The sequence below is a fragment of the Streptomyces sp. BB1-1-1 genome, from assembly GCF_031597775.1.
Classification (GTDB): domain Bacteria; phylum Actinomycetota; class Actinomycetes; order Streptomycetales; family Streptomycetaceae; genus Streptomyces; species Streptomyces thinghirensis.
Genome location: NZ_CP134203.1, coordinates 1675495 through 1697431 on the forward strand (window position 1 = coordinate 1675495; position 21937 = coordinate 1697431).

A 21937-nucleotide genomic window follows, 5' to 3' on the forward strand; every position below is an offset into this window, starting at 1 on the left:
CCGCGCCGCCGGCGGGGCACCCGTGCGCACTGTGCACGGACGAGACAAGACCCTGGTGACCGGCTGGTTCAGCTTCCTGCACGGGGAGGCGACCGCCGGGGACGTGCTGGCGCTGCGGCGGGTGGAGGAGGTGCTGCGGGACGCGGGGCTCGCGTACGACGTCGTATGGAGCCCCGGGTTCCGGGCGGACGGTGCGCACTTCGCGGACGTGGACCCGGCGGCGTACTCCCGGCTGGTCTTCGTGTGCGGGCCGGCGCACGGGCCGCAGGTCGAGGAGGTGCACCGGCGGTTCGCGCACTGCGTGCGGATCGCCGTCGGCGTCTCCGTCGTCGACCCCGCCTCCCCGGCCGTCACGGGCTTCCACGAGGTGCTGGCCCGGGACGCCGCCGGCGCCGCGCCGACCCTGGATCTCGCGGCCCGCGCACCCGCGTTGCCCGCCCGGCCGGTCGTCGGGGTGGTCCTCACCCACGGGCAGCACGAGTACGGGGGCCAGCGACGGCACGAGGAGGTCGCCGCCGGGCTGACGCGCTGGCTGGCCGGCAAGGACTGTGCCCGGCTGGAACTGGAGACGCGGCTCGACGCGCACGACTGGCGGCTGTGCGGCACGCCGGCCCAGCTGGAGGCCGTACTGGCCCGGCTGGACCTGGTCGTCACCGACCGGCTGCACGGGCTGGTCCTGGCGCTGCGGGCCGGGACGCCGGCGCTGGCGGTGGACCCGGTCGCGGGCGGCGCGAAGGTGACGGCGCAGGCCCGTGCCTGCGGCTGGCCGGCGCTGGTGGCCGCCGACCGGCTGGCGGAGGACGTGCTGGAGCACTGGTGGCACTGGTGCCTGACCGGCGGGCGGGACGAGGCCCGGCGGATCGGTGCCGGGTTCCGGGCGGCGGACGCGGCCGCGGATGCCGCGGACGGTCTCGTGGCGGCGCTGGAGGCGCCGGGGGTGCGGACGGCCGGTTAGCTCCCCGGCCGCACGGGCACTCGGGGGGCCGTCGGTCCGCCCCCCCCCAGGAGGAGACATCGTGAGCATCGGCCGACTCCCCGAACACGAGCAGCGCATACTCGACGAGGTCGAACGGGCGCTGCGCCGCGACCGCCGCCTGGACAGGCGCCTGCGCACGCTGCGGCTCGGCCGCCGCCCCGACCTGGGCCGCCTGGCCGCGTACCGCCCGCGCACCCTGACCGTCCTCCTGCTGTTCGCGCTGTCGGTCACCCTCATGGTCGCCGGCATCGTCACGTCCGAGCCCGGTGTGATCTGGGCCTTCGCCGTGGCGTGGCCGGTGACGCTGTTCGCGGCGTTCCGGTTGCTGTGCCGGTGGACGGAGGGTTAGGGGAGGGAGGCGGGCCGAGGAGGCGGTCGGCTTCGTGCCGCGTCCGTCAGCCCGTGTAGCTGCGGGCCGTCGAGTCGCGTTGGGCGGGTTCGAGTGAGCGCAGGCGGGCCTCGACCTCCGGCGGCAGCACCCGGCGCTCGCGCAGCACCCACGGCAGGGCGGCCGTCGCCTCCGCGAAGGCGCGCAGGGACGCGGTGTCGCGCGGGACGGTGCGGGCCAGGTGGAGGGTGCGGCGCAGGGCCGGGCCGGCCGGTCGGCGCAGCCAGGTGAACCACAGGGTGTTGCGGATGCCGTGCGCCCGCCGCAGCGTCGAGTCCCTGACTTCGGACGGGTGGTGATGGATCGTCAGTTCGTCGGCGTACGTCAGCCACCAGCCGTTCGCCGCCAGGTCGGCCGCGAGCAGCTCTTCCTCGCCGCCCAGCCACAGCCTGGGGTGGAAGCCGCCCGCGGCGCGGAAGGCGTCGGTGCGCAGTACGGTCGCGGCGGCCAGGAAGGAGCCGAGGGCCGGCCCCGGTAGCCAGTCCGGGCGGGGCACGGGCGAGTCGCGCAGTTCCTTGACGATCGGGTCCTCGGTGCCGTCGGGTTCGACGAGGATGCGGGCGGTGACCGAGCCGACCGCCGGGTACCGGTCGAGCAGGTCGGCGGCTCCGGCCAGGGAGCCCGGCGCCCACCAGGAGTCGTCGTCGCAGAAGGCGACGTAGGGCGTGTGGACCTGACGGACCGCCAGGTTGCGGCCGACGGCGCCGAGGTTGCGGCCGGGGCGCAGGAGCCGTACGCGCGGATGGTGGCGGGCGACGGCGGAGGCGGTGCCGTCGGTGGAGGCGTTGTCGGTGACGATCACCGGGGGCTTCTCGGGGAGTTCGGCGAGGCGGTCCAGGGTGCGCAGGAGTTCCGGGCGCCGGTTGTGGGTGATGACGACGACGGTGGTCCGGGTGTCGGTCATGACGTCCCTCCGTTCGCCGTGTCCAGGAGGCGTGCGGCGCGCTCCACGTGCGGGGGCAGGGGCCTGCGGGCACGCAGGGCGGCGGGCAGGCGGGTGAGCGTCTCGCGCAGGGCGCGCCGGGCGTGCGGGTCGCGGCGGGCGTCGGCGGCGAGGCCGCGGGTGCGGGCGAGCGCGTGCGGGAGGGGGCGGCGCAGCCAGGCGGTGAGCAGTTCGTTTCGGCGTACGACGGCCGGGCGGTCGGTGCGGGGGCCGGGGTCCGGGTGGTGGTGGGCGGTCACGTCGGGGCAGTGCGTGACGCCCCAGCCGCGGGCGGCCAGGTCGTAGGCGAGGAGGGTCTCCTCGGCGCCGAAGAAGAGCAGGGGGTGGTAGCCGCCCGCGTCGAGGTAGGCCGTGCGGCGGGTGACGGCGGCGCAGCCGAGGAAGCCGAGCACCTGGATGCCGGGCAGGTCGGTGGCCGGGCCGAGGGGGGAATCGGCGAGCAGGTCGTTGAGGGGGTCCGCGGCGTCGGTGGGGCCGACGAGGGTGCGGGCGGAGAGCAGCCCGAGCCGGGGGTGCTCGTCGAAGTGCCGGGCGGCGGCGGCGAGGGCGCCGGGCGCCCACCAGGAGTCGTCGTCGCTGAACGCCACGTACGGGGTGTCGAGGGCGCGGACGCCGTGGGTGCGGGCGAGGGCGCCGCGGTTGAACGGCAGGGAGACCACGCGGACCTGTGGGAAGTCGCGGGCCAGCATGGCGCGGGTGTCGTCGGTGGAGGCGTTGTCGACGACGAGGATCTCGGGCCGCTCGGGCAGCGCGAGCAGGTGCCGCACGGTGACGGCGAGGCTCGCGGAACGGTTGCGGGTGGCGATGACGATGCCGACGGGGGCGGGTTTCGTGGGGTCGGCGTGGTGCAGTTCGCGGGTGCTGGACGGACCGCGGTTCGTGGCGTGGTTCATGGTGCCTCTCCCAGGGCGTCCAGGGCGTCGAGTGCGTCCAGGACGTCGTCGGTGGTGATCCGCAGCAGCGCGGGGTCGGTCTCGTGGCCGTGCGGGTCGCCGTGGTCGCCGTCCGGGCCCGGGTGCCACAGGGCGCGGTGCCGGGGGTGGTCGGGCGGGCCCCAGCGGCTGGGCGGGACCGGGCCGAAGAGGGTGACGGAGGGCGTGGCGTGGGCGACGGCGAGGTGGGCGACGCCGGTGTCGCCGCTGACGACGGCGCGGGCGCCGGCCACCAGGGCGGAGAGCCGGTCGAGGGGCAGGCCGCCGCCGAACACGTCCGTGTCGGGCAGGTCGGCGAGCTTGGCCAGCCGGGCCACCAGGTCTCCCTCGTCCGCTCCCCCGGTGACGACGACCCGGCGCCCCCGTGCGCGCAGCGCCTCCGCCACGGCCGCGTACCGTTCCACGGGCCAGCAGCGGGAGGGGGCGCCGGCGCCGGGGTGCAGGACGACGGCTCCGGGGGCGGCGGACGGTACGTCCGGGCGCGGCAGCCGCAGGTCGGCCGGGTCGGCGTCGATGCCGTACGCCCGCAGCAGCCGGCACCACCGGTCGCGCTCGTGCTCCTCGGCGTACCAGGGCGGCCCGTCCACCTCCGGCGTCTCCGGGTGCGCGAACGCCAGCAGCTGCAGCGGGGCGAGGCCCATCAGCAGACGGTGGCTGGGCGGCCCGTTGCCGTGCAGGTCGACGGCGACGTCGGGGGGCGGTCCGGTCCAGTCGAGGGCGCGCGGGACGGCACGGCCGGGCTCGGCGGCGGGCAGCAGCCGGTCCACGGCGCCGGTCGCCGCGACCACGGGCGCCAGCTCGGCGGGGGTGGCCAGCACCAGTTCGTGCCCCGGGTACGCGCGACGCAGCGCGCGCAGCGCGGGCACCCCGGCCAGCAGGTCCCCGAGCCCGAGGGCCCGGAGGACGAGCACCCGGGGCCGCGCCCCGCCACCGGCCCCGTGCTCCCCCGGCCCGCCGTCCGTCCTGCTGTCCGGCCCGCTGTCCGGCACCGCGTCGGAGGCGGCGTGCGCCGGCCCGGCGCCGGGCGGGTGCGCAGTCCCGCCGGACGGCGGATGCACGGGGTCGCCCGTCACGGGCCCACCGGCGGACACCGAAGGCGCGGCGGCCGTCACGGACCCACCGTCGGGCGCCGGAGCCACGGGGTCGCCCGTCACAGGCCCACCGACCGACGCCGGAGCCACAGGACCGCCCGCCACGGACCCACCGTCGGACGCCGGAGCCACAGAGCCGCCCGCCACAGGCCCACCCACCGACGCCGGAGCCACAGGACCGCCCGCCACGGACCCACCGTCGGACGCCGGAGCCACAGAGCCGCCCGCCACAGGCCCACCCACCGACGCCGAAGGCACCGAGCCGCCCGTCGAGGCACGGGACTTGGTGGCGTTCGTCGGCAGGTCGTCAGCGGGCGGTGGGGCGGGGGCTCGGCCGCGCGCCGGGGTCGAGGGGGCGTGGGTCATCGCACGCCCTCCGCGGCGCGGGCCATCAGGGCCGTGGAGGAGCGGCCGTCCAGGTACGGCAGGAGGACCGCCTGGCCGCCCCACTCCTGGAGGAGGGCCGCCTCGGGGAGGTCCGCGCCGGCGTAGTCGCCGCCCTTGACCCAGACGTCGGGGCGCAGGTCGCCGAGGAGGCGTTCGGGAGTGTCCTCGTCGAAGACGGCGACCGCGTCGACGCAGGCCAGCGCGCGCAGCACGCGGACCCGGTCGGCGAGGGGGTTGACGGGGCGGCCGTCGCCCTTGCGGCGCTGGACGGAGGCGTCGGAGTTGACGCAGACGACCAGGCAGTCGCCGAGCCGCCGGGCGGCCTGGAGGAGGCCGACGTGCCCGGCGTGCAGCAGGTCGAAGCAGCCGCCCGCGGCGACCACCGTGCCGTGCTGGGCGCGGACGCGGGCGGCCAGGGCGTGCGGGTCGTCGGTGTCGGGCGAGGAGGGAGACACGGGGCCCGTGTCGGCGGGGGGCAGGGCGCCCGCGCCGCCCGCGGCGACGAACGCCGTCGCGGCGCCCACCGCGCCCTCGACGGCCTCCCCCACCAGCACCCCGTCGGCGAGCAGCCCGGCGGCGGTGGCGGCGAACCGGTCCCCCGCGCCGCAGGAGTCGCCGTGGTGGGCGGCGGGCGCGGGGACGAGCAGGGGGTGTTCGCCGTAGGAGAGGAGGGCGCCCCGGGAACCGAGGGTCACCGTCACCGCGGCCACCCGCCAGTCCCGTACCAGGGCGGCGGCGTTGAGCGCGGCGGCGCGCAGTCCCCCGCCCGGCTGGCCGTCGCGCGGTGCGAAGCCGTGCGCCTCCTTCTCGGCGGGTGTCACCAGCCGGGTGCCGGGGACCGGCGGGCCGCCGCGCGGGTGCGGGTCCCAAACCAGCGGCGGGCGGGCGGCCAGTACGTCCCGCAGGGCGTCCGCCGTGCCGCGGCCGTAGTCGGAGACCAGCACGGCCCGGGCGGAGCGCAGCGCGGCGCGGGCCTCGTCCGTGGCCTCGCGGGCCCGCCCGCCGCCGCGGTCGAGGCGGACGACGGGGCGGCCCTGCGCCAGGACGCGGGTCTTCTCGGGCAGCGTTCCGGTGAGGGGGAGGGCGATCAGGGTCAGCCAGGGGGCGAGGAGCTCGCGCAGGGCCAGGCTGGCCGGGTCGTCTCCCGCGCCCGTGATCAACGTGACCTCGCGGCCGTCGCGGGCGGCGAGATACGCGGCGAGCGCGGCGCCACCGGGGCCTACGCGCTCGGCGCACTCCGAGACGACCGGGACCGGCGCGTCGGGCGCCAGCCGGTCGGCGGAGCCGGTCAGGTCGCGGTCCAGCAGGGCGTCGCCGACCACGACCAGGGGGGTCCTGTCAGCCATGCGTGCCGTCACCTCCGCGTTCCCTTGTCACCCGCGCCCCGTACGCCCCGTTCCAGGGCCACGTCGAAGGCCGCGCAGATCATGTGCACGGCGACCAGGTGGATCTCCTGGACGGTGGCCGTCGAAGGGGCTGCCACGCACAGGGACTCGTCGCTGCCCGCCATGAGCGGGTTGGGCTCGCAGCCGGTGAGTGCCCACACGTGCACGCCGGCCGCGCGGGCGGCGTCGGCCGCGGAGAGCAGGTTGGCGCTGGCGCCGCTGGTGGACAGCAGCATCAGCACGTCGCCGTCGCGGCCGTGGGCGCGGACCTGGCGGGCGAACACCTCGTCGACGCCGTAGTCGTTGGCGATGGCGGTCGTGGACGACGTGTCGGCGTGCAGGGCGATGGCGGAGAACGGCGGGCGGTCGTCGCGGTAGCGGCCGACGAGTTCGGCGGTCAGGTGCTGCGCCTGGGCGGCGCTGCCGCCGTTGCCCGCGGCCAGCAGCCGGCCGCCGCCGGAGAGGACGGCGGCGAGCCGCGAACCCCAGCGTTCGGTGATGTGCGCGGAAGCGCGGAACGCCCCCAGCGCCTCCTGGAGTTCGTCGCAGTGCCCTACGACGGGCGGGTGCACGGTCATCACGCCACCTCCTTCGACAGTGCGTGGTCGGCGAGGGTCAGGCGGTACACCTGTTCCGCACCGTCGGCGACGCGCGCCCAGGTGTAGTGCCGCAGGACGCGTTGGCGGCCGTTCCTGCCGTACTGGCGGCGCAGCCGTTCGTCGGCGAGGAGTTCGCGGGCGGCGTCCGCGATGGCCTCGGGGTCCTGCGGGGTGACCAGGCGGCCCGTGGTCCCGTCGGACACGGAGTCGCGGTGGCCGCCGACATCGGTGGCGAGGACGGGCACGCCGCAGGCCATCGCCTCCAGCGGCACGATGCCGAAGGGCTCGTAGACCGGCGTGCACAGCACCAGGTCGGCGCTGCGGAGCAGGGCGGGCATGTCCTCGGGGTCGACCGCGCCGAGCAGCCGGACCCGGTCGGCGACGCCGGTGCGGCGGGCGAGCGCGGTCAGCCGCTGGGCCTCGGGGTCGGCGTCGAGGCCGCCGGCGGGCGGGCCGCCCGCGATGAGGAGTTCGGTGTCGGGGACCTGGGCCAGGGCGCGGATGGCCTGGTCGTAGCCCTTGCGGGGCACGAGCCGGCCGCAGGCGAGCAGGCGGTGCCGCTGCCGTCGGTCCGGGGTGCGGCCGGTGTCGGCGGTGGGGTGGAAGTGTTCGGCGTCCACACCGCAGGGGACGACGGACACCTGCCGGGGCGGTACGCCCATGTCGCCGAGTTCGACGACCTCGTCGGTGCAGGTGGCCAGGACGCGTTCGCAGGCGCGGCCGAGCTGCCGTTCGATGCCGATGCGCTCGTACGGGCTGGTGTCCCGCATGCCCTGGTGGCGCCGCTTGACGGTGCCGAGGGCGTGGAAGGTCTGCACGAGGGGGACGCCGTGCGGCCGGGCGCCGATCTGGGAGGCCATGCCGGACATCCAGAAGTGGGCGTGCACCACGTCGGGCGTCTCCCGGGCCCAGGCGCGGGCCAGGTGTGCGCCGAAGGCGGGCATGTGCGGGAACAGTTCGTCCTTGGGCACGACCGCGGGCGGTCCGGCCGGCACGTGCTCGACGACCGCGCCGCCGGGCAGCGGCACCCGGTCGGGCAGACCGGTGGCGTCCCGGCGGGTGTAGACCGTGACGTCGTGGCCGCGCTTGGCCAACTCCTCGGTGAGACGGGCCACGTAGACGTTCTGTCCACCGGCGTCGACGCCGCCGAGCGCGGCGAGGGGGCTCGCGTGCTCGGACACCATGGCGATCCTCATCGGGTCACCTCCTTCAGCAGCCGCTCCCAGTCGTCCAGGAAGCGGGACAGCCCGTAGCGGGACAGGGCCGCCGCACGGGCTCCGTCGCCGACCGTCCGCGCGTGCGGCGGGTCGGCGAGGAAGTCGCGTACGGCGTCGGTCAGTACGTCGATGCGGTTGGAGACCACTCCGGCGCCGGGGGGCACGGCCTCGGTCACCTCGGTGGTGGCGAGGGCGACCACGGGCATGCCCAGGTGCATGGCCTCCAGGAGGGACAGGCCGAGGGAGGTCCAGCGGACGGGGTGGACGTAGACGCGGCGGCGGGCCAGTTCGGTGTGCAGGTCGCTCTGGGGGACGTCCTGTGTGCGGCAGCGTTCGGGGTCGACGCCGATGTGCTCGGCGAGCCCCTCGGTGCGCATGCCGAAGACGTCGAGCGGGGCGGCGCGGGAGAAGGCGGGGAGCAGGTCGGTCCCGGTCGTGCGCCCGCGCCGGATCGGCTCGTTGACGACGACGGCGGCCCGGTCCAGCTCACCGGTCCAGCGGTGGCCCGGGTCGACGATGCCGTGCTCGACGACCGTCGTCTCCCTCGGACCCGCGTCCCACATCAGCCGGTTGAAGTGGGTGACGTGGACGAGGGTGGTGACGTCGGGGAGGTCCGCGGCGGGGTGGCGGGTGTCGGGCACGTCGCCGTCTGGGGCGTTGTGCTCCAGGTACACCAGCGGGGGGCGGCGGCCGAGCCACTCGTCGACCAGGGCGAGTTCGTGCGGGCGCTGGATGATCACGAGGTCGATGTGCTCGTCCCGCAGCCGCTCCGGCGGCACTTCCACCACGGAGTCGGGCCAGTCCCAGGTGCGGGCGCGGCCGAGGCCGTCGGGTCCGCGGTCCGGGGTGACCGGGACGAGGTAGGTGTGCGGGCCCTGCACGAAGGCCGTGGTCCACGACCCGTGCACGTGCCAGATGAGGATCCTCATGCCTCCCCCAGGAGTTTCTCGACGGCGGCCGCCACGTCGGTGGCCGTGACGGTGTTCAGGCAGGGATGGCCGGGGACGGGGCAGTCCCGGGCCCGGCTGTCCGCGCAGGGCGCGTCCTGGTCGCCGAGCAGGACGTACGGGACGCCGTACGGCCGCCAGCGCTCGGCCGGTACGACGGGGGCGAACAGGGACACGACCGGGGTGCCGACGGCGGCGGCGAGGTGGGCGGGCGCGGTGTTGCCGGTGACGACGACGGCGGCGCCCGCGAGGACGCCGGACAGTTCCGGGGCCTCGGTGCGGCCGCCGAGGTCGGTGCCGTGTTCGCCCGCGACGTACGCGGTGAGGTCGCGTTCGTCGGGGCCGCCGGTGACCAGCACGCGGTGCCCGGCGGCGGCGAGTTCGCGCACGGCCTCGGCGGCGCGTTCGCGGCTCCAGGCGCGGGCGGGGACGCTGGCGCCCGGGTGGAGCACGACGTAGGGGCCGGGGCCGGTCAGCGCGTCGGCGCGGGGCGGCGTGCGCACGCGCAGCCGCCCGTCGTCGGGGCGGGGGAACCCGGCCGCCTCGGCGAGGTCGAGCGCCGCCTCGGCCTCGTGGGCGTGCGGGGCGCGCTGGTGGCGCAGGTCGAGCAGGGAGCCGGGGTAGTCCACGCTGTCCGCGGCGATGTGCCGGACGCCGGCCAGGCGCAGGACCAGGGCGGTGGGCAGCGGTGACTGGTGGAAGGAGGTGAGGATCAGCGCGGTGTCGGCGTCGATCCGGTCCGCGAGCGCGTCGATGTCCGCCCGGTTCACGTCGGGCGGCTGGAACCCGCCCCACGGCGCGTCCCACACCAGCACCTCGTCCACGCCGGGCAGCAGCCGGGCGGCGGGCGCGCCGCGCGATCCGCACAACATGGTGACGTGGTCGGCCCGGGCGGCCACGGCCCGCACGGCGGGTCCGGCGAGCAGTACGTCGCCGAAGCTGTCGAGCCGGGTGACGAGCGCCTTCATCGCGGCCTCCCACGGGTCTCTGCGGCGGCACGTGACGGGGCCGCCTCGGGAGCGAGGACGGGGGCCGTCCGGGTCCGGAAGGCCGCGCCGATGGGCCGTTCGTCCGCGAGGACCCGGCCCTTGGGCGGGCCCGCGAGTACCGCCCGTACGGCGGTCAGCAGGTCCGGCGCGACATGGGCCGCGGCGGCCGTCTCCTCCGGGCGGGTCTGCGCGTTGGGGACGAGGATGCCGTGGGCGCCCGCGCGTTCGGCGGCCTCCGTGTCGGCGCCGATGTCGCCGATGACGACGCAGTCGGCGGGGGCGGTGCAGATGCGTCCGGCCGCCCAGCGGACCAGGCCGGGCTGCGGCTTGCGGCAGTGGCAGCCGTCGTCGGGGCCGTGCGGGCAGATCGCCCAGACGTCGAAGGGGCCGACGAGGTCGTCGATCCGCCGGTTGACGTGACGGACGTCGGCGTCGCTGATGAGGCCGCGGGCGACGCCGGACTGGTTGGTGACGACGCCGGTGCGGATGTCGTGTGCGCGCAGCAGCGCGACCGCCTCACGGGCGCCCTCCACCGGCCGGACCCGCTCGGGGTCGCCGTTGTAGGGGACGTCGTGGACGAGGGTGCCGTCGCGGTCGAAGAGCACGGCCTTGACGGGGCTCATGCGGCCACCTCCCGCCAGGCGGGGGCGCGGCGGTGCCGCCACATTCCGCTCAGCCGGTGCCAGGTCGCGGCGGGCGGGATGAGCGCGCTGGTGACCAGCATGGTCGTGACCTCGTCACGGGTGCGCGGTCCCGCGGCGATGCGGGCCCAGGCGAACTCGGCGGTGCCCGCGGCCCAGCCGAGCCCGGCGACCGCGGCGGCGCGGGGCCGGCCGGCGGCGGCGAGGGCGAGGGCGGCCGCGCCGACGGCGGTGATCGCCGCGTGGCGTCGGATCCGGCCCTTGGGCGCCACCGCCTTGGCCCACCAGTCGGGGCCGTGCAGCCGCAGCATCAGGGCGTCGTCGGCGTTGCCCCGCTGCTGCTTCAGGGAGGCCCAGCGGGAGGCGTCGCGTACGGGGTGGCGGGTGGTGCGGCGGCCCCGCCGGATGCGCCAGCCCGCGTCGAGGACGCGCAGCGCGAGGTCGGCGTCCTCGCGGAAGGCGCGGGTGAAGCGTTCGTCGAAGCCGTCGACCTGCTTGAGCACGTCGGTGCGGTAGGCCATGTCGGCGGTGATCCACTGGGCCCGTGCGAGACCGGCGGTGCCGCGCTCCCAGTCGGTGGGGCGGCGCTCGCCGGGCAGCGGCACGGCGATCACGCCCTGCACGGCACCGGTGTCGGGGGCCGCCTCGGCGAGGTCCTGGACCAGTTGGTCGCACCAGTGCGGGCCGACCTGCACGTCGTCGTCGAGGAAGGCGGTCCAGGGCGAGGTGACCGCGCGGATGCCGGTGTTGCGGGCGGCGGCGGGGCCCCGGCCCCCGCTGCGCAGCACCACCGCGCGTTCGCGCAGGTCGCCGAGGACGGTCAGGGGGTGTTCCAGGGCGTCCGGGTCGGCGTCCGGGCCGGGCCGGTCGTCGACGAGGATGATCTCGTCGGGGCCGGGCCCGGTCGCGGCGGCCAGCGCGGCCAGGCAGTCGGCCAGCGTGTCGCGCACGAGGGTGGGGACGACCACGGCGTAGCCGGTCATGGGGCCGCCGGTCGAAGGTGCGCCGCTCATGCGAACGCCTTCCCCCGGCGCACCGCGAACGGGCCGATGGCCAGCAGGTCCACGGGTGCGGAGCCGAAGCACTCCAGCGCGTCGCGCGGGTCGTCGACCATGGGCCGCCCGGCGGTGTTGAGGCTGGTGTTGACCACGACGGGCAGTCCGGTGCGCCGCTCGAAGGCGTTCAGCATCCGCGCGACGAGCGGCTCGCGGCGCTCCTCCACGGTCTGGATGCGGGCGGTGCCGTCGACGTGCACGACGGCCGGGATGCGGTCGCGCCAGGCGGCGGCGACGTCGTGCACGAAGAGCATGTACGGGCTGGGGATCGGCCCGGTGAAGATGTCGGCGGCGCGGTCGGCCAGCACCATGGGCGCGACGGGGCGGAACTCCTCGCGGCCCTTGACGTGGTTGAGCCGCTCCAGGTTCTCGGCGCGGCCCGGGTGGGCCATCAGGGAGCGGTGGCCGAGGGCGCGCGGCCCGAACTCGCTGCGCCCCTGGAACCAGGCGACGACGCCGTCCCGGGCCAGCTCCTCCGCGACCGTCTCGGCGATGTCGTCCGGCTCCTCGTAGGGGATCGCGGCGGTCTCCAGCCAGGCGCGGATCTCCTCGTCGCTCCAGCCGCGGCCGAGGTCGGCGCCGGGCATGGGCTCGGGAGCGGCGCCCTCCTGGGCGGCGGCGACGTGCAGGGCGCTGCCGAGGGCCGTGCCCGCGTCCCCTGCGGCGGGCTGCACCCACACGTGCCGGTACGGGCCACTGGCGGCGATCTTCGAGTTGGCGACGCAGTTGAGCGCGACGCCCCCGGCCATGGTCAGGGCCTCTCCCCCGGCCTCGCGGTGCAGCCAGTGGACGAGTTCGAGGAGCAGTTCCTCCAGTACGGCCTGGGTGCTCGCGGCGAGGTCGGCGTGGTCCTTCGTCCAGTCCTCGCCCTTGGCGCGGGCCGGGGCGAGGGCCGCCCAGTCGACGCCGTGGGCGCGGAAGCCGCCGTCGCCGGTGGCGTGGATGTGCTCGCGCAGGCGGTCGAGGTGGCGGGGGGTGCCGTAGGAGGCGAGGGCCATCACCTTGTACTCGTCGCTGCTGCGCAGGAAGCCGAGGTGCTCGGTCAGTTCCTCGTAGACCAGGCCGAGCGAGTGCGGGAGCGCCTGCGTGGCGAGGGTGTCGAGCTTGCCGTCGCGGTAGCGGCCGGCCAGGTGGGAGGCGGACTCGCCGCGTCCGTCGAGGACGAGGACGTCGTTGTCGGGGTGCGGTGAGGCCGGTCCGGCGGAGGCGGCGTGCGCCACGTGGTGCGGGACGAAGACGACCTGGTCGGGGTCGAGTCCGGGCAGCGCCTCGGCGAGGAACTCGGGGGCGCGGCGGGCGTACTCCAGCCGCAGCGGGTCCCAGGGGTCGTCCAGGCCCATGTCCCGGGCGGGCCGGGCGAGCTTGGGGTCGAAGGAGTACGCGACGGCGTCCAGTTCCCCGGGCCGCACTCCGGCGTGTTCCAGGCACCACCGCGCCGACAGTTCCGGTACCTCCCACGCGGAGAAGGGCACCGGGCGCTTGCCGTGCTTGCGGCGGCTGAAGCGCTCTTCCTCGGCGGCCGCAACGGTCCGGCCGTCGACGACGAGTGCGGCGGCCGGGTCGTGGAACAGGGCGTTGATACCAAGGATGCGCATGGGGGGTGCTCCGTCCCGGGCGGCTCGTGGGTGTTGCTCGGTCTCTCTGGTACTTCTGGGTCTCTCTCGGCTCGCGGGTCCCGTGGTGCGGCTGCCTCAAACACTTGGAGCCAACTCAATTCCAGAAATGAGCGCACAAATCACTCACCGTGACGAGGTGGCGCCGCAACCGCAGGAGGCCTACGCGGCGACGGAGTGCGCGAACCAGCCGATGGTCCGCTCCAGCCCCTCGCTCCACCCGACCCGCGGCTGCCAGCCGAGCCGTTCCCGGGCCAGGGTGGTGTCGGGCTTGCGCCGGCCGGGGTCGTCGACGGGACGCTCGACGAAGCGGATGCGGGAACCGGAGCCGGTGAGCTCGACGACGCGGCGGGCCAGTTCCAGCATGGTGATCTCGTCGGCGCCGCCGATGTTCATCGGCCCGTCCTCGCCGGACGCGGCGAGGGCCAGGACGCCGTCGACGGTGTCGTCGACGTAGCACAGGGAGCGGGTCTGGCCGCCGTCGCCGGCGACCGTGAGCGGCATGCCGTCCAGGGCCTGCGCGATGAAGGTGGGCACGGCACGGCCGTCGCCGGTGCGCATGCGGGGGCCGTAGGTGTTGAAGATGCGGACGATGGCGGCGTCGGTGCCGTGCACCTGGCGGTGGGCGGTGACCAGCGCCTCGGCGAAGCGCTTGGACTCGTCGTAGACGCTGCGCGGGCCGGTCGGGTTGACGTTGCCCCAGTACGTCTCGCGCTGCGGGTGTTCCAGCGGGTCGCCGTAGACCTCGGAGGTGGAGGCGAGCAGGAAGCGGGCGCCGTCGGTACGGGCCCGCTCCAGGGCGTTGCGGGTGCCGGTGCTGCCGACGTCGAGGGTCTCCAGGGGCAGCCGGAGGTAGTCGGCGGGCGAGGCCGGGCAGGCGAAGTGCAGGACCAGGTCGAACCGGCCGGGCAGGCGGCGCACGGCGGCCGGGTCGGTGGCGTCGGCGTGGACGAACCGGAAGCCGCGGTGGCGTTCCAGGTCGGCCACGTTGCCTCGGGAGCCGGTGGCCAGGTTGTCGAGGCACACGACGTCGGTGCCGGCTTCGAGCAGGCGGCCGCACAGGTGGGATCCCACGAATCCGGCGCCGCCGGTCACCAGGGCCCGGCGCCAGACGCGTCCACTCACGGGGCTGTCGCCCTCAGGGCTCTCGCTCACGGGGTCCTCCTCACTCTCACCGTCACTTGCGTGTCGGCTGAGTAACCCGGTGAACGCCCTCACTACCTCGAATATCTATTCGAAGGACCACTATAAACTACGTCTATACTCGCTATGTATAGTCCTCGCATGCCTTCGCTGACCAGCAAGATGACAAAAACGGGGACCAGGTTGCGTGCGGTCGCGGCACTCGCGGCCGCCGCATCACTGACACTGAGCGGTTGCACGAAACTGGAGACGACCTCCCCCAGCTCCGTCCGGGGCGCGGCGGGCGCCCAGGCGCGGGCCGGGTTGGGCACCGTCGACTGCGGCCACGCCAAGTGCATCGCGCTGACCTTCGACGCCGGACCGAGCGAGAACTCCGCCCGGCTGCTCGACATACTCAAGGAGAAGAAGGTCCCGGCGACCTTCTTCCTGCTCGGCAAAAGACACATCGACACGTATCCCGAGCTGGTCGGACGTATGGCCGACGAGGGCCACGAGGTGGCCAGCCACACCTGGACGCACAAAATCCTCACGGACGCCGAACCGGACGAGATACGCGAGGAGCTGGAGCGCCCGAACCGGGAGATAGAGCGCCTGACCGGGCAGCGCCCCACCCTGATGCGCCCGCCGCAGGGCCGCACCAACGACACGGTGCACGAGATCTGCCGCGAGCTGGGACTGGCGGAGGTGCTGTGGAGCGTGACCGCCAAGGACTACCAGACCGACGACTCCGACCTGATCACCGAGCGCGTCCTGAAGCAGTCGTCCCGGGACGGCATCATCCTGCTGCACGACATCTACGACGGCACCGTGCCCGCCGTGCCCGGGATCATCGACGCGCTCAAGAAGCGCGGCTACGTCTTCGTGACGGTCCCCCAGCTGCTGGCCCCCGGCAAGGCCGAGCCGGGCAAGGTGTACCGCTAGTTACCCTCGGTCGGTTCCCTACGATCGTTCCGTGGTCACCTTCTCGCTCGAACGCACCGCCCCGCTCCCGCTGGACGAGGCCTGGCGCCGACTCACCGAATGGCAGCGGCACGGCGACGCCGTGCCGCTGACCCGGGTCACCGTCACCACGCCCGGCCCCACTCGCCGGGGCACGGTGATCGTGGCCCGCACGGGCGCCGGCCCGCTCGCCTTCGACGACAGGATGGAGGTGACCGTCTGGGAGCCGCCTCGGGACGACGCCCCCGGCCGGTGCCGGCTGGAGAAACGCGGCCGGCTGGTCAGGGGCTGGGCCGAGATCGAGGTCCACGCGGGCCCCGGCGGCCGGACCCGCGTCCTGTGGCGCGAGGAGCTGCGCGTCCGCCCGCTGCCGTCCCTCTTCGACGGCGTCCTGGGCCGCGCGGGGCGGTACGTCTTCGGCCGCGCGGTCAACCGGCTCCTGCGGCGTCCGTGAACCACGGGTTGCGCACGGGGTACGGGTCGCGGACGGGATCGCGTCGTACGCCACGCCCCGGGCGTTTCCCGCGTACCGTGCCGGCATGTCTGCCAGAGCGCGCACCTTCATCCAACTGTCCTTAGCCGGTGCCCTGTTGAGCCTGGCGGTGGCCGCACCGGCCGCCTCCGCCGACCGGGGCACCTCCGTCCCGCTGCGCGTCGCCACGTACAACGTCCATGCCGGGACGGGGTCGGACGGCGTCTTCGACCTCGACCGGCAGGCCGCCGCGCTGCGCGCCCTCGACGCCGACGTGATCGGCCTCCAGGAGGTCGACGTGCACTGGGGGTCGCGCAGTCAGGGACTCGACGTCGCCGAGGAGTTGGCGCGGCGGCTCGGCATGCGGGTGTCGTTCGCGCCGATCTACAGCCTCGACCCCGTCGAGGCCGGGAGCCCGCGGCGCGAGTACGGCGTGGCGGTGCTCTCCCGCTTCCCGATCCGCTCCGCGACGAACCACGAGATCACGCGCCTGTCCACCCAGGACGAGAACCCGGTCCCGGCACCCGCGCCGGGGTTCGGCGAGGTCACGCTGAAGGTGCGCGGAGTGCCGGTCCAGGTGTTCGTCACCCACCTCGACTACCGCTCCGACCCGGCGGTCAGGGAGGCGCAGGTCGCCGACACCCGGCGGATCATGGCGCGGGAGCGGGCGGCTGTGCCGGGGGCACGGCAGGTGCTGCTCGGCGACTTCAACGCCGAGCCGGCGGCCCCCGAACTGCGACCGCTGTGGGCCGACCTGCGCGACGCCGGGACGGGCACCGGCGGCACCTATCCGGCCGCGGTGCCCGTGAAGCGGATCGACTACGTGGCCGTGGGCGAGGGCGTGCGGGTGCACGGCGCCTCGGTGCCGGACGAGCCGGTGGCCTCGGACCACCGGCCGGTGGTCGCGGACGTCTCTCTGTCACGGAAGCCGGGGAAGGGTTCGGGTGGGGCCTGAGACGGCTCGCGGGTCTCAGGCCACCGAGCCGATGCGGCCGGCCGGTGCCGTCGGGCCGTCGTGGTGGATGGGGGTGTGGGCGCCCGTCAGCGAGGCGCCCGTGCCACCGCGGCGGGCCGCGACGATCTCGGCGGCGATGGAGAGGGCCGTCTCCTCGGGGGTGCGGGCGCCGAGGTCGAGGCCGATGGGGGACCTGAGACGGGCCAGCTCCAGGTCGGTCACGCCGACCTCGCGCAGGCGGGTGTTGCGGTCGAGGTGGGTGCGGCGGGAGCCCATCGCGCCGACGTAGGCCACCGGAAGGCGCAGCGCCAGCTCGAGCAGTGGTACGTCGAACTTGGCGTCGTGGGTCAGGACGCACAGCACCGTGCGCGCGTCGACCTCGGTGCGCCCGAGGTACTCGTGGGGCCACTCGACGACGATCTCGTCCGCGTCCGGGAAGCGGACCTTCGTCGCGAAGACGGGGCGCGCGTCGCACACCGTCACGTGGTAGCCGAGGAACTTGCCGACGCGGACGAGCGCCGAGGCGAAGTCGATGGCGCCGAAGACGATCATGCGGGGTGCCGGGACCGAGGACTCGATCAGAAGTGTGAGCGGTGCTCCGCAACGCGAGCCCTGCTCTCCGATCTCCAGCGTGCCGGTGCGGCCCGCGTCCAGGAAGGCGCCCGCCTCGGCGGCCACCGTGCGGTCCAGTTCGGGGTGGGCGCCGAAACCGCCGGTGTGGGAGCCGTCCGGGCGGACGACGAGCGCGCGGCCCGTCAGTTCCGCCGGTCCGGTCACGATCCGGGCCACCGCCGCCGCCTCCCCTCGCGCGGCGACGGTGAGCGCGGTGGCGAGGACCGGACGGGCGGGGTCGTCCGCCCGTACCGGAGTGACGAGGATGTCGATGACGCCGCCGCAGGTCAAACCCACGGCGAAGGCGTCCTCGTCGCTGTAGCCGAAGCGCTCCAGGACGGTTTCGCCGTCGTCCAGCGCCTGCCGGCACAGCTCGTACACGGCCCCCTCCACACAGCCGCCGGAGACCGAGCCGATCGCCGTGCCGTCGGCGTCCACCGCGAGGGCGGCGCCGGGCTGGCGGGGGGCGCTGCCGCCGACGGCCACCACGGTGGCCACGGCGAAGTCGCGTCCCTGCTCGACCCACCGGTTCAGCTCTTCGGCGATGTCCAGCATCTGTCGGTCTCCTCACAGAGCGGTGATATGGAAGGGGTTCCCGTGGCAGCGGCTAGTGCACGCCCAGCCAGCTCTCGATCGGGTTGAGGGCGAAGTAGACGATGAAGATCAGCGTCAGCGCCCACATGAACGCGCCGATCTCCCGGGCCTTGCCCTGGGCGACCTTGATGGCGACGTAGGAGATGACGCCGGCGGCGACACCCGCCGTGATGGAGTACGTGAACGGCATCAGGACGACGGTCAGGAAGACCGGGATCGCGGTGGCCCGGTCGGCCCAGTCCACGTGCCGGGCGTTCATCATCATCATCGCGCCGATGACGACCAGCGCGGCGGAGGCGACCTCCTGCGGCACGATCGCGGTGATCGGCGTGAAGAAGAGGCAGGCCGCGAAGAACAGGCCGGTGATCACTGAGGCGAGCCCGGTGCGGGCACCCTCGCCGACGCCGGTCGCGGACTCGACGAACACGGTCTGGCCGGAGCCGCCCGCCACACCGCCGATCGCGCCGCCGGCGCCGTCGACGAAGAGCGCCTTCGACAGGCCCGGCATCCGGCCCTTGTCGTCGGCGAGCTTGGCCTCGGTGCCGACGCCGATGATCGTGGCCATCGCGTCGAAGAACCCGGCCAGCACCAGCGTGAAGACGATCATGCCGACCGTCATGGCGCCGACCTCGCCCCAGCCGCCGAACTCCAGGTCGCCGAAGAGCGAGAAGTCCGGCATGGAGACCGCGCTGCCGTGCAGCTCGGGGGCTCCGTTGGCCCACTGCTTGGGGTCGATGACCCCGGTGGCGTTCAGCAGGGCCGCGACGATCGTGCCGGTGACGATGCCGATCAGGATCGCGCCGGGCATGTTGCGCGCCTGGAGCATGAAGATCAGCAGCAGGGTGCCCGCGAAGAGCAGGACGGGCCAGCCGGCGAGTTCACCGGTGGGGCCGAGGGTGAGCGGGGTCGCCTTGCCCGGGTGGACGAAGCCGCCCTTGACCAGGCCGATGATGGCGATGAACAGGCCGATGCCCATGGTGATGCCGTGCTTGAGGGCGAGCGGGATGGCGTTCATGATCATCTCGCGCAGCCCGGTGACCACGAGCAGCATGATCACCACGCCGTACATCACACACATGCCCATGGCCTGCGGCCAGGTCATCTGGGGAACGACCTGGCCGGCGATCACGCCGGACACCGAGAGTCCGGCGGCCAGGGCGAGCGGCACCTTGCCGACGAATCCCATCAGGAGCGTGGTGACCGCCGCGGCGAGCGCCGTCGCGGTGATCAGGGCCTTCTGGCCCAGGGTGTCCCCCGCGGCGTCCTTGCCGGACAGGATCACGGGGTTGAGCAGGACGATGTAGGCCATCGCCATGAAGGTGGTGGTGCCACCGCGCACCTCACGCGCGATCGTCGACCCTCTGTGGGTTATGTGAAAGTACCGGTCGAGCCAAGACCGTCCGGCGGGGACGCGGGAACCCGCGCCCGCGTCATCGGCGGTGGTCTTGGGCTCCACTGACTGCTGGGTCATGGGGCCGTCTCCCAAGGTTCATAGGTGCACCCGGTCGGCCGCTGGGGCGGTCGCGGGATTTGGGATATGCACGACCCGGGGGACGGCCCGAGACGAACGCATGTGTGGTGGTACTTCAAGCACCGCGAGCGGAGCGGGACTTGGGCTGTGCTCCGGACGGCGCGGAGTGTGTGACGTTCCGTGCGCCGCCCGGAGTGTCTGTCACGCCGTACCGGTCAGATGCTCCGGTCGTACCGGCGTGCGGTCGAGCTCCAGCCCGGTCGCGTTCCGGACGGCCGCGAGGACCGCCGGAGTCGACGACAGGGTGGGTGCCTCGCCGATGCCGCGCAGCCCGTACGGGGCGTGGTCGTCGGCGAGTTCGAGCACGTCGACCGGGATGGTCGGCGTGTCGAGGATCGTGGGGAGCAGGTAGTCCGTGAAGGAGGGGTTCCTGACCTTCGCGGTCTTGGGATCGACGACGATCTCCTCCATCACCGCGATGCCCATGCCCTGGATGGTGCCGCCCTGGATCTGCCCGATGACGGAGAGCGGGTTGAGCGCCTTGCCGACGTCCTGGGCGCAGGCCAGTTCGATGACCTTGACCAGGCCGAGTTCGGTGTCGACCTCGACGACGGCGCGGTGCGCGGCGAAGGAGTACTGGACGTGGCCGTTGCCCTGGCCGGTGCGCAGGTCGAAGGCCTCGGTCGGCCGGTGCCGCCACTCCTCCTCGACCTCGACGGCCTCGCCCTCCAGCACGTCGACCAGGTCGCCCAGGACCTCGCCGCCGTCGGTGACGACCTTGCCGCCCTCCAGGAGGAGTTCGGCGGTCGCCCAGGCCGGGTGGTAGGAGCCGAACTTGCGGCGGCCGATCTCCAGGACCTTCTCGCGCACCAGCTCGCAGGCGTTCTTCACGGCACCGCCGGTGACGTACGTCTGCCGGGAGGCCGAGGTGGAGCCGGCCGAGCCCACCTGGGTGTCCGCCGGGTGGATGGTCACCTGGGTGACGCCCAGCTCGGTGCGGGCGATCTGCGCGTGGACGGTGACGCCGCCCTGGCCGACCTCCGCCATGGCCGTGTGCACGGTGGCCACCGGCTCGCCGCCGACGACCTCCATGCGGACCTTGGCGGTGGAGTAGTCGTCGAAGCCCTCGGAGAAGCCGACGTTCTTGATGCCGACCGCGTAGCCGATGCCGCGGACGACGCCCTCGCCGTGCGTGGTGTTGGACAGGCCGCCGGGCAGCTGCCGTACGTCGGCGCCCTCGCTGGACTCCCACTGGCGCTCCGGCGGCAGCGGCATCGCCTTGACGCGGCGCAGCAGTTCGGCGACCGGGGCCGGGGAGTCGACCGGCTGCCCGGTCGGCATGATCGTGCCCTGCTCCATGGCGTTGATCCGGCGGAACTCCACCGGGTCCATGCCGAGTTCCTTGGCCACCTTGTCCATCTGCGCCTCGTAGGCGAAGCACGCCTGGACCGCGCCGAAGCCGCGCATCGCGCCGCAGGGCGGGTTGTTGGAGTAGAGGGCGATGGCCTCGATGTCCACGTCGTCGATCACGTACGGGCCGACCGACAGCGAGGAGGCGTTGCCGACGACCGCCGGGGAGGCGGAGGCGTAGGCGCCGCCGTCCAGGACGATCCGGCACTTCATGTGCGTGAGCTTGCCGTCCTTGGTGGCGCCGTGCTCGTAGTACAGCCGCGCCGGGTGGCGGTGCACGTGGCCGAAGAAGGACTCGAAGCGGTTGTAGACGATCTTGACGGGCTTGCCGGTGCGCATCGCCAGCAGGCAGGCGTGGATCTGCATCGACAGGTCCTCGCGGCCGCCGAACGCGCCGCCGACGCCGGAGAGCGTCATCCGCACCTTGTCCTCGGGCAGGCCGAGGACCGGGGCGATCTGCTTCAGGTCGGAGTGCAGCCACTGGGTGGCGACGTACAGCTCGACGCCGCCGTCCTCGGACGGCACCGCGAGGCCGGACTCGGGGCCGAGGAAGGCCTGGTCCTGCATGCCGAAGTAGTACTCGCCCTTGACGATCACGTCGGCCCGCTTGGCGGCCTCGTCGGCGTCGCCGCGGACGATCGGCTGGCGGTGCACGATGTTGGGGTGCGGGACGTGGCCGATGTGGTGGTCGTCGCGGCCCTCGTGGACCAGGATCGCGTCCGGTGCGGTCGCGGAGGCCTCGTCGGTGATGACGGGCAGCTCCCGGTACTCAACCTTGATCTTGGCGGCGGCGCGGCGCGCGGTCTCCGGGTGGTCGGCGGCGACGAGCGCGACCGGCTCCCCGTGGTGGCGGACCTTGCCGTGGGCGAGGACCGGGGTGTCCTGGATCTCCAGGCCGTAGTTGCGCACCTCGGTCGGCAGGTCGTCGTACGTCATGACGGCGTAGACACCCGCCATCGCGAGGGCCTCGCCGGTGTCGATGGAGACGATCTCGGCGTGCGCGACCGGGGAGCGCAGGAGCTGGCCCCAGAGCATGTCCTCGTGCCACATGTCGGACGAGTAGGCGAACTCGCCGGTGACCTTGAGCGTGCCGTCCGGGCGGAGCGTGGACTCGCCGATGCCGCCCTTGGTCTGGGACCCCTGGGTGATTTTGGTGGGTGCGCCGGTGGCAGCCATGT

At 74.5% G+C, this 21937-nt stretch carries 20 protein-coding genes; 5 read left to right on the forward strand and 15 right to left on the reverse strand.

Going from position 1 to position 21937, the window contains the following annotated elements:
• Positions 1 to 31 precede the first annotated feature (31 nt).
• Entirely contained in the window at positions 32 to 955 is a 924-nt protein-coding gene (locus tag RI578_RS07765) for a polysaccharide pyruvyl transferase family protein (protein WP_310875696.1), read from the forward strand.
• A gap of 61 nt (positions 956 to 1016) precedes the next feature.
• Complete coding sequence (locus RI578_RS07770) at positions 1017 to 1325, forward strand: DUF3040 domain-containing protein (protein WP_310870403.1); 309 nt, start codon at positions 1017 to 1019, stop codon at positions 1323 to 1325.
• Between the two features lie 46 nt (positions 1326 to 1371).
• Here RI578_RS07770 and RI578_RS07775 read toward each other — a convergent pair whose 3' ends face one another.
• The 12 genes from RI578_RS07775 to RI578_RS07830 all read right to left on the reverse strand — a co-directional run bounded on the left by RI578_RS07775 (position 1372) and on the right by RI578_RS07830 (position 14318).
• Positions 1372 to 2268, reverse strand: a complete 897-nt coding sequence (locus tag RI578_RS07775) for a glycosyltransferase (protein WP_310870404.1) — start codon at positions 2266 to 2268, stop codon at positions 1372 to 1374.
• Positions 2265 to 3200 carry a glycosyltransferase gene (locus tag RI578_RS07780; RefSeq protein ID WP_310870405.1) on the reverse strand — a complete coding sequence of 312 codons (936 nt, stop codon included), beginning with the start codon at positions 3198 to 3200 and terminating at the stop codon, positions 2265 to 2267. The genes RI578_RS07775 and RI578_RS07780 overlap by 4 nt, the downstream gene beginning before the upstream one ends.
• Positions 3197 to 4150, reverse strand: a complete 954-nt coding sequence (locus tag RI578_RS07785) for a glycosyltransferase family 9 protein (protein ID WP_310875697.1) — start codon at positions 4148 to 4150, stop codon at positions 3197 to 3199. The genes RI578_RS07780 and RI578_RS07785 overlap by 4 nt, the downstream gene beginning before the upstream one ends.
• A gap of 542 nt (positions 4151 to 4692) precedes the next feature.
• Positions 4693 to 6063 (reverse strand): D-glycero-beta-D-manno-heptose 1-phosphate adenylyltransferase, encoded by a 1371-nt coding sequence (gene rfaE2, locus RI578_RS07790; RefSeq protein ID WP_310870406.1) that lies wholly within the window; start codon positions 6061 to 6063, stop codon positions 4693 to 4695.
• An 8-nt stretch (positions 6064 to 6071) separates the two neighbouring features.
• Positions 6072 to 6680, reverse strand: coding sequence for an SIS domain-containing protein (locus tag RI578_RS07795; RefSeq protein WP_310870407.1), 609 nt, complete (start codon positions 6678 to 6680; stop codon positions 6072 to 6074).
• Entirely contained in the window at positions 6680 to 7897 is a 1218-nt protein-coding gene (locus tag RI578_RS07800; protein WP_310870408.1) for a glycosyltransferase family 1 protein, read from the reverse strand. Before RI578_RS07800 ends, RI578_RS07795 begins: the two co-directional genes overlap by 1 nt.
• Positions 7894 to 8847 (reverse strand): glycosyltransferase, encoded by a 954-nt coding sequence (locus tag RI578_RS07805; protein WP_310870409.1) that lies wholly within the window; start codon positions 8845 to 8847, stop codon positions 7894 to 7896. The genes RI578_RS07800 and RI578_RS07805 overlap by 4 nt, the downstream gene beginning before the upstream one ends.
• Positions 8844 to 9833 (reverse strand): glycosyltransferase family 9 protein, encoded by a 990-nt coding sequence (locus tag RI578_RS07810; RefSeq protein WP_310870410.1) that lies wholly within the window; start codon positions 9831 to 9833, stop codon positions 8844 to 8846. Before RI578_RS07810 ends, RI578_RS07805 begins: the two co-directional genes overlap by 4 nt.
• On the reverse strand, positions 9830 to 10477 hold the full coding sequence (locus RI578_RS07815) for an HAD family hydrolase (RefSeq protein WP_310870411.1): 648 nt from the start codon (positions 10475 to 10477) through the stop codon (positions 9830 to 9832). The genes RI578_RS07810 and RI578_RS07815 overlap by 4 nt, the downstream gene beginning before the upstream one ends.
• Entirely contained in the window at positions 10474 to 11508 is a 1035-nt protein-coding gene (locus RI578_RS07820) for a glycosyltransferase (protein WP_310870412.1), read from the reverse strand. The genes RI578_RS07815 and RI578_RS07820 overlap by 4 nt, the downstream gene beginning before the upstream one ends.
• The gene (locus tag RI578_RS07825) at positions 11505 to 13145 is read right to left on the reverse strand and encodes a carbamoyltransferase C-terminal domain-containing protein (protein ID WP_310870413.1); all 1641 of its coding nucleotides are present in this window, start codon (positions 13143 to 13145) and stop codon (positions 11505 to 11507) included. The genes RI578_RS07820 and RI578_RS07825 overlap by 4 nt, the downstream gene beginning before the upstream one ends.
• 180 nt (positions 13146 to 13325) lie before the next feature.
• A complete protein-coding gene (locus RI578_RS07830) occupies positions 13326 to 14318 on the reverse strand; it encodes an NAD-dependent epimerase/dehydratase family protein (protein WP_310870414.1) in 993 nt (330 codons plus the stop codon).
• A gap of 129 nt (positions 14319 to 14447) precedes the next feature.
• Between RI578_RS07830 and RI578_RS07835 the strand changes: the two genes are divergently transcribed.
• From RI578_RS07835 to RI578_RS07845, 3 genes are all read left to right on the forward strand, one after another.
• A complete protein-coding gene (locus tag RI578_RS07835; protein ID WP_310870415.1) occupies positions 14448 to 15227 on the forward strand; it encodes a polysaccharide deacetylase family protein in 780 nt (259 codons plus the stop codon).
• A gap of 31 nt (positions 15228 to 15258) precedes the next feature.
• The gene (locus tag RI578_RS07840) at positions 15259 to 15699 is read left to right on the forward strand and encodes an SRPBCC family protein (RefSeq protein ID WP_310870416.1); all 441 of its coding nucleotides are present in this window, start codon (positions 15259 to 15261) and stop codon (positions 15697 to 15699) included.
• Positions 15700 to 15784: 85 nt separating this feature from the next.
• Positions 15785 to 16672, forward strand: coding sequence for an endonuclease/exonuclease/phosphatase family protein (locus RI578_RS07845; protein WP_310870417.1), 888 nt, complete (start codon positions 15785 to 15787; stop codon positions 16670 to 16672).
• 15 nt (positions 16673 to 16687) lie between these two features.
• On the opposite strand, the gene RI578_RS07850 is transcribed toward RI578_RS07845, so the two are convergent.
• The 3 genes from RI578_RS07850 to RI578_RS07860 form a co-directional block, all read right to left on the reverse strand.
• The gene (locus tag RI578_RS07850) at positions 16688 to 17839 is read right to left on the reverse strand and encodes an XdhC/CoxI family protein (RefSeq protein WP_310870418.1); all 1152 of its coding nucleotides are present in this window, start codon (positions 17837 to 17839) and stop codon (positions 16688 to 16690) included.
• Between the two features lie 52 nt (positions 17840 to 17891).
• On the reverse strand, positions 17892 to 19349 hold the full coding sequence (locus tag RI578_RS07855) for an NCS2 family permease (RefSeq protein ID WP_310870419.1): 1458 nt from the start codon (positions 19347 to 19349) through the stop codon (positions 17892 to 17894).
• A 201-nt stretch (positions 19350 to 19550) separates the two neighbouring features.
• Entirely contained in the window at positions 19551 to 21935 is a 2385-nt protein-coding gene (locus RI578_RS07860) for a molybdopterin cofactor-binding domain-containing protein (protein ID WP_310870420.1), read from the reverse strand.
• Positions 21936 to 21937 lie beyond the last annotated feature (2 nt).